This window comes from Nocardioides korecus (genome assembly GCF_054778395.1).
On record NZ_BAAGZO010000009.1, the window covers coordinates 18,864 to 34,646 of the forward strand.

General features: G+C 70.8%; 11 protein-coding genes. 1 reads left to right on the forward strand and 10 read right to left on the reverse strand.

The annotated features are described in order from the left end of the window. Positions 1-8 precede the first annotated feature (8 nt). The 9 genes from ACYVDA_RS17015 to ACYVDA_RS17055 all read right to left on the reverse strand — a co-directional run bounded on the left by ACYVDA_RS17015 (position 9) and on the right by ACYVDA_RS17055 (position 11,369). The gene (locus ACYVDA_RS17015; protein ID WP_460819638.1) at positions 9-1,418 is read right to left on the reverse strand and encodes a replication-associated recombination protein A; all 1,410 of its coding nucleotides are present in this window, start codon (positions 1,416-1,418) and stop codon (positions 9-11) included. Positions 1,419-1,425: 7 nt separating this feature from the next. Continuing rightward, complete coding sequence (locus ACYVDA_RS17020) at positions 1,426-2,385, reverse strand: ABC transporter permease (protein ID WP_460819639.1); 960 nt, start codon at positions 2,383-2,385, stop codon at positions 1,426-1,428. A gap of 13 nt (positions 2,386-2,398) precedes the next feature. Further along, a complete protein-coding gene (locus tag ACYVDA_RS17025) occupies positions 2,399-3,352 on the reverse strand; it encodes an ABC transporter permease (protein WP_460819640.1) in 954 nt (317 codons plus the stop codon). Continuing rightward, positions 3,349-4,470 (reverse strand): ABC transporter ATP-binding protein, encoded by a 1,122-nt coding sequence (locus tag ACYVDA_RS17030; RefSeq protein ID WP_460819641.1) that lies wholly within the window; start codon positions 4,468-4,470, stop codon positions 3,349-3,351. The genes ACYVDA_RS17025 and ACYVDA_RS17030 overlap by 4 nt, the downstream gene beginning before the upstream one ends. Further along, on the reverse strand, positions 4,467-5,507 hold the full coding sequence (locus ACYVDA_RS17035) for an ABC transporter ATP-binding protein (protein WP_460819642.1): 1,041 nt from the start codon (positions 5,505-5,507) through the stop codon (positions 4,467-4,469). Before ACYVDA_RS17035 ends, ACYVDA_RS17030 begins: the two co-directional genes overlap by 4 nt. 5 nt (positions 5,508-5,512) lie before the next feature. Continuing rightward, a complete protein-coding gene (locus ACYVDA_RS17040) occupies positions 5,513-7,339 on the reverse strand; it encodes an ABC transporter substrate-binding protein (protein WP_460819643.1) in 1,827 nt (608 codons plus the stop codon). Between the two features lie 139 nt (positions 7,340-7,478). Further along, positions 7,479-9,275, reverse strand: coding sequence for an aspartate--tRNA ligase (gene aspS, locus ACYVDA_RS17045; protein WP_460819644.1), 1,797 nt, complete (start codon positions 9,273-9,275; stop codon positions 7,479-7,481). Then, a complete protein-coding gene (gene hisS / locus ACYVDA_RS17050) occupies positions 9,272-10,648 on the reverse strand; it encodes a histidine--tRNA ligase (protein WP_460819645.1) in 1,377 nt (458 codons plus the stop codon). Before hisS ends, aspS begins: the two co-directional genes overlap by 4 nt. Positions 10,649-10,652: 4 nt before the next feature. Continuing rightward, positions 10,653-11,369: an MBL fold metallo-hydrolase gene (locus tag ACYVDA_RS17055; protein ID WP_460819646.1), complete on the reverse strand. Its 717-nt coding sequence runs from the start codon at positions 11,367-11,369 to the stop codon at positions 10,653-10,655. A 165-nt stretch (positions 11,370-11,534) separates the two neighbouring features. Here ACYVDA_RS17055 and ACYVDA_RS17060 point away from each other — a divergent pair, with 165 nt between their 5' ends. Further along, the gene (locus tag ACYVDA_RS17060; RefSeq protein ID WP_460819647.1) at positions 11,535-13,142 is read left to right on the forward strand and encodes a DUF349 domain-containing protein; all 1,608 of its coding nucleotides are present in this window, start codon (positions 11,535-11,537) and stop codon (positions 13,140-13,142) included. A 343-nt stretch (positions 13,143-13,485) separates the two neighbouring features. On the opposite strand, the gene ACYVDA_RS17065 is transcribed toward ACYVDA_RS17060, so the two are convergent. Then, entirely contained in the window at positions 13,486-15,744 is a 2,259-nt protein-coding gene (locus ACYVDA_RS17065) for a RelA/SpoT family protein (protein ID WP_460819836.1), read from the reverse strand. Positions 15,745-15,783 lie beyond the last annotated feature (39 nt).

Below are 15,783 nucleotides of genomic sequence, written 5' to 3' on the forward strand. Positions count from 1 at the left end.
GTCCGACCCTACCTGCCCCGGACGAGACGCCGGATGCGCTCCCAGCGCTCCTTGACCGCGCCCTCGGCACCCAGCGAGGTCGGGACGTAGTAGGTGGCGTCGGCGACCACGTCGGGGGCGTACTGCTGCTCGGCGATCCCGAAGGGCGCGTCGTGGGAGTACTGGTAGCCCTTCCCGTGACCGAGCTTCTTCGAGCCCGCGTAGTGGGCGTCGCGCAGGTGGGAGGGCACCGGCCCGATCTTGCCCGCGCGCACGTCGGCGCTGGCCGCGTCCACCGCCTTGATCACCGCGTTGGACTTCGGGGCCAGGGCCAGCGCGATCACGGCCTGGGCCAGGTTGAGCCGGGCCTCGGGCATGCCGATCAGCTGCACGGCCTGCGCCGCGGCGACCGCCGTCGTCAGCGCGGTGGGGTCGGCCAGCCCGATGTCCTCGCTGGCCAGCACCACCAGGCGGCGCGCGATGAACCGGGGGTCCTCCCCCGCCTCGACCATCCGCGCGTAGTAGTGCAGCGCCGCGTCCGCGTCCGACCCCCGGATCGACTTGATGAACGCGCTGATCACGTCGTAGTGCTGGTCGCCTTGCCGGTCGTAGCGCACGGCCGCCCGGTCGACGGCCCGCTCGCAGGCCTCGAGGTCGACCTCCACCGGCTCGGGCGCCTCGTCGGTCGCGCCCTCCTCGTCGGTCGCGCCCGTCGGGACCACCGCTCCCGCCGCGGCCTCGAGGTAGGTCAGCGACCGCCGCGCGTCCCCGCCGGCGAGCCGGACCAGGTGGTCCAGGGCGTCGTCGGTCAGGCGCACGCGCCCGCCGAGCCCGCGCTCGTCGGCCAGGGCCCGCTCGATCACGCCCCGCACGTCGTCGTCGGTGAGCGGCTCCAGGGTCAGCAGCAGCGAGCGCGAGAGCAGCGGGGAGATCACCGAGAAGAACGGGTTCTCGGTCGTGGCCGCCACCAGGGTCACCCAGCGGTTCTCCACACCCGGCAGCAGCGCGTCCTGCTGGGCCTTGGAGAAGCGGTGCACCTCGTCGACGAACAGCACCGTCTCCTGGCCCGTCCTGACCAGGCGGTTGCGGGCGGTGTCGATCGCCGCCCGCACCTCCTTGACCCCGGCGGAGACGGCCGACACCTCGATGAAGTGCCGGTGGGTGACACCGGAGACGATCGAGGCGATGGTGGTCTTGCCGGTGCCCGGCGGGCCCCACAGGAGCAGCGCCATCGACTGGTCACCCTCGACCAGCCGGCGCAGCGGGGACCCCGCGGCGAGCAGGTGCTGCTGGCCGACCAGCTCCTCCAGCACCCGTGGGCGCATCCGCACCGCGAGCGGGGCCGAGGCATGCGCGTTGCCCGAGAGCGTGCCGCCCCCGGGACCCGGGGTCCCAGGAGCGCTGTCGGCCCCCTCGTAGGTGAAGAGCCCGTCGCTCACCCGGTGGTCACTCCAGCCGGACGCGGGGGTCGAGCACGGCGTAGGCGATGTCGACCAGGATGTTGGCGATCACGATCGCGACCGAGGCGACCAGCACGATGCCCAGGATCAGCGGCAGGTCCTGGTTGCGGATGGCCTGGATCGAGGTGCGGCCGATGCCCGGCAGGCTGAACACGGTCTCGGTCAGCACCGCGCCGCCGATCAGCGTGGCCACGTCGATGCCGAACTGGGTCACGACCGGCGTCAGCGCGCTTCGCAGCGCGTGGCGGTAGACCACGCGGCGCTCGGAGATCCCCTTGGACCGGGCGGTCTTGATGTAGTCCTCGCCCAGGACCTCGAGCATCGACCCGCGGGTGAGCCGGGTGTACGTCGCCGCCGAGATCATCGCCAGCGTGATCCACGGCAGGATCAGGTGAAAGACCCACTGGTTCAACCCGGCCGAGAGCGGCTTGTAGCCGCCGGGCGGGAAGATCTGGAAGCCCGCGAGCGTGAGCTTGTAGTACAGGAAGTAGATCAGGCCCAGGCCGAGGACGAACGACGGCACCGAGTAGAAGATCAGCGAGATCACGGTCAGGCTGCGGTCGGCGAAGCTGCGGGGGCGTACGGCGGACACCACCCCGCTGACCACGCCGAGCACCACCCAGAGGATGGCCGAGCCGACGACCAGCGACAGCGTGATCGGCAGCGCCTGGCCGATGACCTGGGTGACCGGGAGCTGGAAGTAGTAGTCGGTGCCGAGGTCGCCCTTAAGGGCGTTGCCGGCGAACCGGAGGTACTGCTCCCAGATCGGGTCGTTGAGCCCGAGCCGCTGCTCGATCAGCCGGATCGAGGTGGGGGTGGCGTTGTGGCCGGCCATCCGACGGGCGACGTCGTTGGGCACCAGGAAGAACAGCGCGAAGACCAGCACCGAGATGATCCAGATGACCAGGATCCCGGTGAGGATGCGCTTGAGCAGGAACTTCAGCACGAGGGACTCGTCCTCACTTCGCCAGGATGCGGTCGATGCGCGGGTCGACCGCGTCGCGGACGCCGTCACCGAGCAGGTTGAAGGCCAGGGTCGTCAGCACCAGGGCGAGGCTGGGGAACGCGAGGTACCACCAGGCCTCCTGGTAGACGCCCTGGGAGCTGCTGATCATGCCGCCCCAGTCGGGGGTCGGCGGCTGGATGCCCAGCCCCAGGAACGACAGCGCCGCCTGGGTCAGGATGACGACGGGCACCAGCAGGCTCGCGTAGATGATCACCGGGGCCAGCACGTTGGGCAGGATGTCGACGACCATGATCCGGGTGTTGCTCGCTCCCAGCGACCGGGCGCCCTCCACGAACTCGCGCTCCTTGAGCGAGAGCACCTGACCGCGCACGATCCGGGCCACCGAGGCCCAGCTGAAGAAGCCGATCACCAGGACCGAGATGGTCAGGCTGGGGCTGAAGATCGAGACCAGCGAGATCGCGACCAGCAGGAACGGCACCGACAGGACGACGTCGACCAGGCGGGCCAGCACGGTGTCGACCCAGCCGCCGAAGTAGCCGGCCGTGATGCCGACCGCGGTGCCGACGGCGACGGTCAGCAGGGTGGCGACGACGCCGACGCCGAGCGAGACCCGGGCGCCGTAGGCGATCCGGACCAGGATGTCGCGGCCCAGGTCGTCGGTGCCGAACCAGAAGGTGCCGTTGGGGCCCACCGGCAGGCCGCTCTCGTCCAGACCCGTCTGGCGGTACTGGGTGTTCGGGGAGTGACCGGTGATCGCGGCGACGAGCGGGGCGAAGATCGCGAGCAGCACGATCAGGACGATGAAGAGCAGCGAGATCATCGCGACCTTGTCGCGGCGCAGCCGCCGCCAGGCCAGCTCCCAGGGGCCGCGGCCCTTGATCGCGGCCGGCTTCGCGGCCTCCGGGGGCTCGGGGGTGGTGCGGGGGGCGGACTCGTCGACGCTCATCGCGCGGCCTCCTCGTTCTCGGGGCCGCCGGGGACCGTGGTGGCCACGCCGTCCACCCGGACCACCTCGGTGTCCTCGATCTGCGGCTTGAAGTCGGTGAGCTTCTGCTCCGGCGTCATCGGGTGCAGGCACGCGTGGAGGTGGGTGTCGGCGTCACCGGGGAAGGACACCTGGAGCGGGACGGTCTCGACGCAGTCGCGCTGGGCCTTGGGGCAGCGCGGGTGGAACCGGCACCCGGTCGGCGGGAAGATCGGCGAGGGGATGTCACCGGCGAGCACGATCCGCTCGCGCGCCTCGGCGGCGTCCGGGTCGGCCGGCGGGAGCGCGGAGAGCAGCGCCCGGGTGTAGGGGTGCCGGCTGTTGTCGAACAGCTCGTTGGCCGGGGCGGTCTCGACCACCTTGCCGAGGTACATCACCGCGATCCGGTCGCTGACGTGGCGCACCACCGACAGGTCGTGGCTGATGAAGATGTAGGTCAGGCCGAACTCCTTCTGGAGGTCGTCGAGCAGGTTGAGCACCTGCGCCTGGATCGAGACGTCGAGGGCCGAGACCGGCTCGTCGCACACGATGATCTTGGGCTTCAGCGCCAGGGCGCGGGCCACGCCGATCCGCTGGCGCTGGCCGCCGGAGAACTCGGCCGGGAACCGGTTGTAGTGCTCGGGGTTGAGCCCCACGAGCTCCATCAGCTCCTGGACCCGCCGCTTCTGGCCGCCCTTGTCGTCGATCTTGTGGATGCGGAAGGCGTCGCCGATGATCGAGCCCACCCGGCGCCGGGGGTTCAGCGAGCCGTAGGGGTCCTGGAAGACCATCTGCATCTCGCGGCGCAGCGGGCGCATCTCGCGGCGCGACAGCGTGCTGATGTCGGTGCCGTCGAACTCGACGGTGCCGTCGGTGAGGTCGTAGAGACGGGTCAGGCACCGGGCCAGGGTCGACTTGCCGCAGCCGGTCTCCCCCACCAGTCCCAGGGTCTCCCCCGGGTAGACCTCGAGGCTGACGTCGTCGACGGCCTTGAGGGTGTCCTTGCCGCCGCCGAGCAGCCGGTTGCTGCTCACGGGGAAGTGCTTCTTGACGTTGCTCGCACGCAGCAGGGGCGTGGCAGCCGGGGCTGCGGAGGTCATGCGACTCCTTCGTTCTCGTCCGTGGCGAGCAGGGAGGCCCGCAGCTCGGTGCGCAGCTGCTCGCGCTCCTCGCGGTGCCCGGGCAGGAAGCACGCCGAGTCGTGCCCGGGCGTGCGGAAGACCTCGAGCAGCTCGGGGGTCTCCTCCCGGCAGCGGGCGAAGGCGTAGGGGCACCGGGGGGCGAACGGGCACCCCGCGGGCAGGTTGATCAGGCTGGGCGGCGCGCCCTTGATCGGCAGCAGCCGCTCGCCGATGCTGTCGCGGCGCGGCAGCGAGGCCAGCAGCCCCTCGGTGTAGGGGTGGTGGTTGGCGTAGAAGGTGTCGCGGCGCGAGGCCCGCTCGGCCACGCGACCGGCGTACATCACCACGACGTCGTCGGCCATCTCGGCCACGACCCCGAGGTCGTGGGTGATCAGCACGATCGCGGTGCCGAACTCCTCCTGGAGCCGGCGCATCACGTCGAGCACCTGGGCCTGGACCGTCACGTCGAGCGCGGTGGTCGGCTCGTCGGCGATCAGCAGGTCGGGGTTGAGCGCCATCGCCATCGCGATCATCACGCGCTGGCGCATGCCGCCGGAGAACTGGTGCGGGTAGTCGTCCACCCGCTGGCGCGGCTTGGGGATCCCCACGAGACCGAGCAGCTCGACGGCGCGCTCCTTGGCGGCCTTCTTGCTGACGTCCTTCTTGTGGGAGCGGATCATCTCCACGATCTGCCACCCCACGGAGTACGCCGGGTGGAGGCTGGTCAGCGGGTCCTGGAAGATCATCCCGATCCGCACGCCGCGGATCGCCCGCAGCTGCTTGTCGGTGGCGGTCAGCAGGTCGACACCGTCGAACCTGGCCTGACCGCTGACCTGGGCACCGCGGGTGAGTCCGGTCAGCGTCTGCGTCGAGACGCTCTTGCCGCTGCCGGACTCACCCACGATGCCGAGGGTCTTGCCACGGTCCACCTCGAAGGAGACGCCTCGTACGGCTTGGACGACTCCGTCATCGGTCTTGAAGGAGACCTTGAGGTCGTCGACTTCGAGGAGGGCCATCTACATCACTCCTGGTAGCTCTTGTCGATCCAGACGTTGGCCGGGTCGAACTGCTGGAACGCCTCGATGTAGATGGCGTTGTGGACGTGCTCCGCGTGGTAGTTCGCGGTCTTGGGCTGGGTGATCGGGAAGAACGCGGCGTTCTTCATGACCGCCTTGTCGGCCTCGGCCCAGAGCTTGTCCGAGTCCGCCTGGGTCAGGGCCGTCGAGGCCTTCTTGATCAGCGCGTTGGTGGCGCTGTCGTCGTAGAGACCGTAGTTGGAACCGTTCGGCGGGAACGACGGGGCCCCCGAGAACAGCGGGGCGAAGAAGGACAGGGCGGCGTTGCCGTACCAGTCCGAGCCCCAACCACCGAGCGACAGGTCCCAGACGCCGGACTTGGCCTTCGACGGGTCCTGGAGGTACTTGGTGTAGAAGTCCGCGTTGCTGGCCGAGACCCCGACGACCTTCAGCCCGACCTTGGACAGGTCCTGCTGGATGGTCTGGAAGCTCTTGGTGCTGCCCTCGGACTCGTTGCGGTAGAGCACCTTGATGGTGGTGCCGCTCTTGACGCCGGCCTGCTGGAACAGCGCCTTGGCCTTGGACGTGCTGTGCGGGTACAGGTCGAAGTTCTCCGACCCGTCGATGTTCTCGGGCAGCACGTGGCTCAGCGGCGTGTTGACCTCCTTGCCACCGAGGACCTGGACCAGGTTGTCGCGGTCCAGGGCGTAGGAGAGGCCCTGACGGAACTTCACGTTCTGCATCGCCTTGTTGGCGTTGGGCGACTGCAGGTTGTAGATCACGTAGGGGTTGGTCGAGGACGTCTCACCGATGTTCAGGTTCGGGTCCTTCTTCTTGACCAGGCCGGGAACCGCGGTGGGCGGCGGGAAGGTGTCCCACGCCATGTCGGCTTCCTTGGTGTTGGCCTCCAGCTGCTGCTGGATGTTCTCCTGCTGACCGGTCTCGTTGACCTCGACCTTGTTGACGTAGGCCTTGCGGATCGGGTCCGTCGAGGGGTCCCACGCGGGGTTGCGGGAGAACGAGATCGACTTGGTCGGCTGGTAGTCGTCGATCTTGTAAGGGCCGTCGGAGATCTGGTTCTGGCCCAGCTTGGTGCTGCCCGGGGCGTACTTCAGCACCTCCTTGGGGGCCGGCGAGAAGGCCGGGAGGGTCAGCATGTCGACCATGTACGACGCCGGCTGGGTCAGCTTGAAGACCACGGTGCTCGCGTCCTTGGCCACCACGCCGGGCAGGTCGGTGCCCTCGATGTACTTCTCCACGTCGGCCGCGGTCGCCGGCTTGGCGCCCTTCTTGGCGTACGGCGCGGCGAAGTCGGCGCAGAACTTGGAGTACCCGTCGATCAGGTTGGCGAAGTCGGGCGTGCCACCGAAGGGCTGGATCGGGTTGCAGGTGCGCTTGACGCCGCGGACGACGTCCTCGGCGGTGACCGCACGCTCGGGGGAGGTGTTCCACTTCACGCCCGAGCGCAGCTTGATCGTGTAGGTCTTGCCGTCCTTGCTGATCCCGCCGTTGCTCGTGCTGGGGATCTCGGTGGCCAGGTCGGCGTAGGGCTTGTCGGTCTGGCCCTTCTTGGCCGGGAACGTGAAGAGCTGACGGCTCCACAGGCGCAGCCCGAGGTAGCCGCCGGAGTAGTAGGAGACGTTGGGGTCCATGTAGTCGACGTCACCGACGCCGAGCATGTTCAGGGTGCCGCCCTTGACCGGCGTGCCAGCGCCGCTGTCGGACGACGAACCCGACCCGCCTGAGCCACCGACGCCGCACCCGGCGGCGATCAGCACGGTCACCGACGCCGCGGCGACAGCCGCGAGCCCCCGGCGCTTTGTGTTCTTCATCTGTTTCCTCCTCGAGTCCCGACCGGCGGCCGGACCGCCTCACCCTAAGAACGTGACCCGGGTCGCTCAACGCGAGCCACCCCGGACTGGGCATTCGTTACCTATCCGAGACGTGTCGGACATCGACCGACGGTCTTCCTCAGACGTCGGCGGGAGACGGGACCTTCTTCGGCTCGGGGCCGTCCACACCGGCCTCCTTGCGCTGCTGCGGCGTGATCGGGGCCGGCGCCTGGGTGAGCGGGTCGTAGCCGCCCCCGGACTTGGGGAACGCGATCACCTCGCGGATCGACTCGGCGCCGGCGAGCATGGCCACGATCCGGTCCATGCCGACCGCGATCCCGCCGTGGGGCGGCGCGCCGAACTTGAAGGCGTCAAGCAGGAAGCCGAACTTCTCCTGCGCCTCGTCCTCGGTCAGGCCCATCACGGCGAAGACGCGCTTCTGCACGTCCTCGCGGTGGATCCGGATCGAGCCGCCGCCGAGCTCGCTGCCGTTGCAGACGATGTCGTAGGCGTAGGCCAGGGCGCTGCCGGGGTCGGTGTCGAAGGTGTCGGCGTACTCCGGCTTGGGACCGGTGAAGGCGTGGTGCACGGCCGTCCAGGCGCCCGCCCCCACGGCGACGTCACCGCTGGCGACCGCGTCGGAGCTGGGCTCGAACATGGGCGCGTCCACGACCCAGGTGAAGGCGAAGGCGCTCTCGTCGATCAGGCCGCCGCGGCGGCCGATCTCCAGGCGGGCCGCGCCGAGCAGGGCCCGGCTGGGCTTGGCCGCGCCGGCCGCGAAGAAGATGCAGTCGCCCGGCTGGGCCCCCACGTGGGCGGCGATGCCGGCGCGCTCGTCCTCGGAGATGTTCTTGGCCACCGGGCCGGTCAGCTCGCCGTCCTCCTTGACCAGGAGGTAGGCAAGCCCGCGGGCGCCGCGCTGCTTGGCCCACTCCTGCCAGGCGTCGAGCTGCTTGCGGGGCTGGCCGGCGCCACCGGGCATGACCACGGCACCGACGTAGTCGCTCTGGAAGACCCGGAACGGCGTCTGGGCGAAGAAGTCGGTGCACTCGACCAGCTCCAGGCCCATCCGCAGGTCCGGCTTGTCGGAGCCGAAGCGGCGCATCGCCTCGGCGTACGTCATCCGCGGGATCGGCCGGGGGATCTCGACGTCGATCGTGGCCCACATCGCGGCCAGGACGTCCTCCATCAGGGCCATCACGTCGTCCTGGTCGACGAAGCTCATCTCGATGTCGAGCTGGGTGAACTCCGGCTGCCGGTCGGCGCGGAAGTCCTCGTCGCGGTAGCAGCGCGCGATCTGGTAGTAGCGCTCGAGGCCGGCGACCATCAGCAGCTGCTTGAACAGCTGCGGGCTCTGCGGGAGGGCGTACCAGCTGCCCGGCTGCAGGCGGGCCGGCACCAGGAAGTCACGCGCCCCCTCGGGGGTCGAGCGCGTCAGGGTCGGGGTCTCCACCTCGACGAAGGCGTGCGCGTCCATCGTGTCGCGCACGGCCTTGTTGACCTTGCTGCGCAGGCGCAGGGCGGCGGCCGGGCCGCTGCGCCGCAGGTCGAGGTAGCGGTGGCGCAGGCGCGCCTCCTCCCCCACCTCGCCGCCGCCGGTCGCGGTGTCGTCGATCGGGAAGGGCAGCGGTGCGGCGGCGCTGAGCACCTCGACCTCGGAGGCGACGACCTCGATCTCGCCGGTGGGCAGCTGCGGGTTCTGGTTGCCCTCGGGGCGCAGGCCGACGGTGCCGGTGACCTTGAGGCAGTACTCGCTGCGCAGCTGGTGGGCGACCGCCTCGTCGCGGATCACCACCTGCACGACGCCGCTGGCCTCGCGCAGGTCGATGAAGGCCACGCCGCCGTGGTCGCGGCGGCGCGCCACCCACCCGGCGAGGGTGACGACGGTGTCGACGTGCTCGGCCCGGAGGGTGCCGGCGTCGTGGGTGCGGATCACTGCTGCTCCTGTTCGTTGCTGCGGACGCGCGGGCGGAGGTCCTCCACCGGCGGTGTCCAGGTCGTGAGGTCGACCGGCGACTGGTCGCCGGTGCGGATGTCCTTGATCTCGTGGGGCTGGTCGGTCCCCGACGGGAAGAGGACGAAGGGGATCCCGCGCCGCTCGGCGTACTTGATCTGCTTGCCGAACTTGGCCGCGGTGGGCGCCACCTCGCACGGTACGCCGTTGCCGCGGAGCTGCTCGGCGGCGGCGTCGCTGGTCGCGCGGCTCTCCTCGTCGGTGACGGCGACCAGGACGGCGCTCGGCACCGACCGGTCGGCCACCAGGGTGCCGCGCGAGAGCAGGGGCACCAGCAGGCGGCTGACGCCCAGGGAGATGCCCACGCCGGGGTACGTCGTGCGGCCGTCGCTCGCCAGGGAGTCGTAGCGGCCGCCCGAGCAGATCGAGCCGAGCGACTCGTGGCCGTGCAGGCGGGTCTCGAAGACGGTGCCGGTGTAGTAGTCCAGGCCCCGGGCGATGGACAGGTCGGCGACGATCTCGACGCGGTCGGTGACCAGCGGCGCGCAGCCCGCGACGACCGCGGCCAGCTCGGCCAGGCCCTCCTCGAGCAGCTCGTGCTCGACGCCGAGGGCGCGCACCCGCTCCACGAAGGAGGTGTCGGGCGTGCAGATGGTCGCCAGCTCCAGGCAGCGGTCGGCCTGCCCGGCGTCGAGCCCGGCGTCGGCGACCAGGAGGGCGTGCACCCGCTCGGCGGGGAGCTTGTCGAGCTTGTCGACCACCCGCATGACGGCCTCGACGTCGGTGGCGCCGAGGCCGGCGTAGAAGCCCTGGATCAGCTTGCGGTTGTTCACCTGGAGCCGGAAGCCCGGCAGGCCCAGCAGCTGGGGGTCGGCCAGGCGTCCCATCGCCGAGAGCATCACCCGCGCCACCTCGACGTCGTGGTGGAAGGCGAGGGTGTCGCGGCCGATCACGTCGATGTCGGCCTGGGTGAACTCGCGGAAGCGGCCCTCCTGGGGGCGCTCGCCGCGCCAGACCTTCTGCACCTGGTAGCGACGGAACGGGAAGTCCAGCTTGCCGGCGTTCTCCAGCACGTAGCGCGCGAAGGGGACCGTCAGGTCGAAGTGCAGGCCGAGCTGCTTGGCGGGGTCGACCTCGTCCTGGCCGGTGTCGTGGATGCGTCGCAGGACGTAGACCTCCTTGGAGGTCTCGCCCTTGCGCAGCAGCTGGTCCAGCGGCTCCACGGCGCGGGTCTCGACGCCGGAGAAGCCGTGCAGCTCGAAGGTCTCGACGAGCCGCGCGACGACCTGCTGCTCGACCACGCGCTGGGCGGGCAGCAGCTCGGGGAACCCGCTGAGCGGGGTGGGCTTGCTCATGGGACTACAGACCTCGCGTGACGGGGCTCGACGGGCCGCTCTCGTCGAGCAGCTCGAGCAGGTAGGGGTTGGTGGCGCGCTCGCGGGCGATGCTGGTCTGCTCGCCGTGGCCCGGCAGCACGACGACGTCGTCGCGCAGCGTCAGGACCTTCTCGCGCAGGCTGCGCAGCATCGTGGGGTGGTCCCCGCCGGGCAGGTCGGTGCGGCCGATGGAGCCGGCGAAGAGCAGGTCGCCGGAGAACATGATCTCGGCGACGTCGGGCTGGTCGTCGTACGGCGTCCGGAAGGTGACCGATCCCTCGGTGTGGCCCGGGGTGTGGTCGACCACGAACGACAGGCCGGCGAGCTCGAGGGTCTGGAGGTCGGTGAGCTCCTCGACACGGTCGGGCTCGGCGAACTCGTACCTGCCCCCGAGCAACATCGAGGTGGTCTCCGCCGACATCCCCGCCATCGGGTTCGCCAGCAGGTGCCGGTCGCGCGGGTGGATCCAGGCGGTGGCGTCGTACGTCCCGGCGACGGGGGCCACGCACCACATGTGGTCCACGTGCCCGTGGGTGACCAGCACGGCGACCGGCTTGAGGCGGTGCTCGCGCACCACGTCGGCCACGCCGGGGGCCGCGTCCTTGCCGGGGTCGATCACCACGCACTCCGCGCCGGGGCCGGTCGCCGCGACGTAGCAGTTGGTGCCCCACGGCCCGGCCGGGAAGCCTGCGATCAGCACGTGTTCGTCTCCTGGTTCGGGAGTGGATCAGGGGTCGCGTCCCGGGGTCGGGGACTGAGCAAGCCTACTGTCCCGGGCGGGGTGGCCCGGCATGGCTACGATGAACCCCGGTCGGCCCCGGGCCGGCCCGCTTCCCCCTACCGACGCAGAAACAGGTGCAGCCACGTGACCGCGCACGGCAACTCCCCCGTCGACGAGCAGGACCCCGCCGCCTCGAGCGAGACCGGCGCGGCCCCCGACGAGACGGCCTCCACCGGCGCCGCCCCCGAGTCTCCCTCCTCCGGGGCCGTCGGCCCGGAGTCGGACGCACCCCAGGTCCCCGAGGACAGCGCTCCCCAGACCGAGGCTCCCGAGGTTCCCGAGGTCGCTCCCGCTGCTGACGCCCCGGCCGCCCCGACCCCGGCGACCGCGCGGCCTCGTCCGGTCCCGCGTCCCGCGGCTCCCCGCCCGCCCCGGGCAGCCCCGGCCGCACCGGCCCCGGCCGCCTCCGACCCGACGCCCCCGATCTCGGTCGACCAGGGCCCCGTGACCCAGGAGCCGGACGGCGGGGTGTCGGTCCGGTGGGGCCGCGCCGACGCCGACGGGACCGTCCACGTCCGCACCGCCGACGGCGAGCGCACCGTCGGCCAGCTCGCCCAGGGCACCCCCGAGCAGGCGCTGGCCTTCTTCACCAACCGCTACGACGCGCTCGCCTTCGAGGTCCAGCTGCTCGAGCAGCGGGTCCGCAACGAGGCGCTCTCCCCCGAGGAGGCCGCCGAGTCGGTCAAGCGCGTCGACGGCCAGGTCCAGGAGGCCAACGCGGTCGGCGACCTGGTCGGGCTCCACGACCGCCTCGGCGCCCTCGCCCCGCTGATCTCGGAGCAGCGCGGCAAGCGCCGCGACGAGAAGGCCAAGCGGATGCAGGAGTCGCTGGGCCGCAAGACCCAGATCGTGGAGGAGGCCGAGTCGATCTCCCAGGGCAAGGACTGGCGCAACGGCGTGAACCGGCTGCGCGACCTGCTCGAGGAGTGGAAGGCACTCCCCCGGCTGGAGAAGAAGAAGGACGACGAGCTGTGGCACCGGTTCTCCGGCGCCCGCACGGCGTACACCCGTCGTCGCAAGTCGCACTTCTCCGAGCTCAACGAGCAGCGCGAGGGCGCCAAGGCGGTCAAGGAGCGGCTCCTGAAGGAGGCCGAGCAGCTGAGCACCTCGACCGAGTGGGGCCCCACCTCGCTGCGCTACCGCCAGCTGATGCAGGACTGGAAGGCCGCCGGCTCGGCTCCCCGCGACGTCGAGGAGAAGCTGTGGCAGCGCTTCCGCGGCGCCCAGGACGTGTTCTTCGGGGCCCGTGACGCCGCGAACGCCGAGCAGGACAAGGAGTTCGAGGGCAACGCGGAGAAGAAGCGCGAGATCCTCGTCGAGGCCGAGGCCCTGCTGCCCGTCAAGGACCTGGACACCGCCAAGCGGCTCTTCCGCGACATCGCCGACCGCTGGGACGCCGCCGGCAAGGTGCCGCGCGACCAGATCAAGCCCCTCGAGGCGCGCATCCGCAAGGTCGAGGAGGCGATCCGCAAGGTCGAGGACGACCGCTGGAAGCGCAGCGACCCCGAGAAGTCGGCCCGCGCCGACGACGTGCTGAGCCAGCTGCGCCGCGGCATCGCCGACCTCGAGACCGACCTGGAGAAGGCCCGCTCCGGCGGCGACGACAAGCGCGCCCAGCGCCTCGAGAACGACCTGGCGTCGCGCCGGCAGTTCCTGGAGATGGCCGAGCGCGCCGCCTCCGACTTCAGCTGACCCACCGGGATCAGAGGGGACTCCCCCGGCCGCAGCCGGGCCAGGGAGATTCCCCACCCCCGCCAAGAGAGGGGCATGGCAACACGCCGTACCCCGCCGACCGGGGCATCGCAGCACGCCGTACGCCGCCCACCGGGGCATCGCAGCACGCCGTACGCCGCCGAGCGGGGAATTGCACCCCGCCGGTCGTTCACGGATCCCCCGGTCGACACGTCACTGCGTGCTGGGATCCCCCGGTCGGCACCTCACTGCGTGCTGGGATTCCCCTCTCAGCAACCCTGCAGGGGGTTCCCCTCTCGGCGGGCCGGGGCGCGCGGGGACCCCCCTCTCGGCGTACGCCGGGTCAGTGGGTGACGCGGTAGGCGTCGAAGACCCCGTCGACCTGGCGGACGGACTTGAGGATCGCGCCGAGGTGCTTGGGGTCGCCCATCTCGAAGGAGAACTTGCTCTTGGCCACGCGGTCGCGGCCGGTGGTCAGGCTCGCGGACAGGATGTTCACGTGCTGGTCCGAGAGCACCATGGTGATGTCGGAGAGCAGGCGGGCGCGGTCGAGGGCCTCGACCATGATCTGCACCAGGAACGTCGACTGCGAGCTGGGTGCCCACGCCACCTCGGCGAGGCGCTCGGGCTGGCTGAGCAGGGAGGCGGCGTTGGTGCAGTCGCGGCGGTGCACCGAGATGCCGTCGCCGCGGGTGACGAAGCCGAGGATCTCGTCGCCGGGCACCGGGGTGCAGCACCGCGCGAGCTTGACCAGCACGTCGGTGGCGCCCTTGACCACGATGCCGGAGTCCTGACCCGCGGCGCCGCGGCGACGCGGACGGGTGATCGTGACGGCCTCGGCCAGGTCCTCGGCCGCGCCGTCGCTGCCACCGGAGACCTCGACGACCTTGCGCACCACCGTCTGGGCGCCCAGGTTGCCCTCCCCCACGGCGGCGTAGAGCGAGGAGACGTCGGCGAGCTTGAGCTCCTGGGCCACCTGGGTGAGCGACTCGTGGGTCATCACGCGCTTGAGGGGCAGCCCCTCCTTGCGCAGCAGCCGGCCGATCTGCTCCTTGCCCTGCTCGATGGCCTCCTCGCGGCGCTCCTTGGTGAACCAGTGCCGGATCTTGCTGCGCGCGCGGGGTGACTTCACGAAGGTCAGCCAGTCGCGGGTCGGCCCGGCGTTGGGCGACTTGGAGGTGAAGACCTCGACGACGTCGCCGTGCTCGAGCACCGACTCCAGCGGGACCAGCCGCCCGTTGACCCGGGCGCCGATGGTGTGGTGCCCGACCTCGGTGTGGATGGAGTAGGCGAAGTCGACCGGCGTCGACCCGATCGGCAGCCCGATGACGTCGCCGCGCGGGGTGAAGACGAACACCTCGGCGGAGTTGATCTCGAAGCGCAGCGAGTCCAGGAACTCGCCCGGGTCCTCGACCTCGTTCTGCCAGTCCAGCAGCTGGCGCAGCCACTGCATGTCGTTGTCGGCGTCGGTGGCGCGGCCCTCGGTGCCGGCGCGCACGTCCTCCTTGTACTTCCAGTGCGCCGCGACGCCGTACTCCGCGCGACGGTGCATCCCGAAGGTGCGGATCTGCATCTCGACCGGCTTGCCGGAGGGACCGATCACGGTGGTGTGCAGCGACTGGTACATGTTGAACTTGGGCATCGCGACGTAGTCCTTGAACCGCCCGGGCAGGGGGTTCCAGCGGTTGTGCAGCACCCCGAGGACGCCGTAGCACTCGGGGTCGCTGTCGACCAGGATGCGGATGCCGACCAGGTCGTAGATGTCGGAGAACTCGCGGCCCCCGTGGATCATCTTCTGGTAGATCGAGTAGTAGTGCTTGGGCCGACCGGTCACGCGCGCGTTGATCCGCGAGGTGCGCAGGTCCCGCTCGACCTGGTTGATCACCTCGGCCAGGAACTGGTCGCGCGAGGGCGCCCGCTCGGCGACCAGCCGCACGATCTCGTCGTAGATCTTGGGGTGCATGGTCGCGAAGGCGAGGTCCTCCAGCTCCCACTTCAGCGTGTTCATGCCGAGGCGGTGGGCCAGCGGGGCGTAGATCTCCAGGGTCTCGCGCGACTTGCGCTCCTGGGTCTCCTGCTTGACGTAGCGCAGCGTGCGCATGTTGTGCAGCCGGTCGGCGAGCTTGATGACCAGGACCCGGATGTCCTTGCTCATCGCGACGATCATCTTGCGGATCGTCTCGGCCTGCGCGGAGTCGCCGTACTTCACCTTGTCGAGCTTGGTGACGCCGTCGACCAGCAGTGCGACCTCGTCGCCGAAGTCCCGGCGCAGCTGGTCCAGGGTGTACGGCGTGTCCTCGACCGTGTCGTGCAGGAGCGCGGCGACCAGCGTCGGCTCGGTCATGCCGATGTCGGCCAGGATGGTCGTGACCGCGAGCGGGTGGGTGATGTAGGGGTCGCCGCTCTTGCGCATCTGCCCGCGGTGGAACTTCTCGGCCGTGTCGTAGGCCCGCTCCAGCAGGGCCAGGTCGGCCTTGGGGTGGTTCGCGCGCACGGTGCGGAACAGCGGCTCCAGCACCGGGTTGCCGTTCTGCCCCCGGGTGCCGATCCGCGCGAGCCGGGCGCGTACGCCGCGGCCGGTGACCGGTGGGCGCTCGGGCATCGCCGTCGCACCGCCCAGCGGCGCGTTGTCGGCCCGTAC

Excerpts from the sequence above, each read along its gene's own strand:
- ACYVDA_RS17025 (WP_460819640.1), bottom strand. The coding sequence starts at position 3,352 with ATGAGCGTCGACGAGTCCGCCCCCCGCACCACCCCCGAGCCCCCGGAG.
- ACYVDA_RS17030 (WP_460819641.1), bottom strand. The coding sequence starts at position 4,470 with ATGACCTCCGCAGCCCCGGCTGCCACGCCCCTGCTGCGTGCGAGCAAC.
- ACYVDA_RS17035 (WP_460819642.1), bottom strand. The coding sequence starts at position 5,507 with ATGGCCCTCCTCGAAGTCGACGACCTCAAGGTCTCCTTCAAGACCGAT.
- ACYVDA_RS17040 (WP_460819643.1), bottom strand. The coding sequence starts at position 7,339 with ATGAAGAACACAAAGCGCCGGGGGCTCGCGGCTGTCGCCGCGGCGTCG.
- hisS (WP_460819645.1), bottom strand. The coding sequence starts at position 10,648 with ATGAGCAAGCCCACCCCGCTCAGCGGGTTCCCCGAGCTGCTGCCCGCC.
- ACYVDA_RS17065 (WP_460819836.1), bottom strand. The coding sequence starts at position 15,744 with ATGCCCGAGCGCCCACCGGTCACCGGCCGCGGCGTACGCGCCCGGCTC.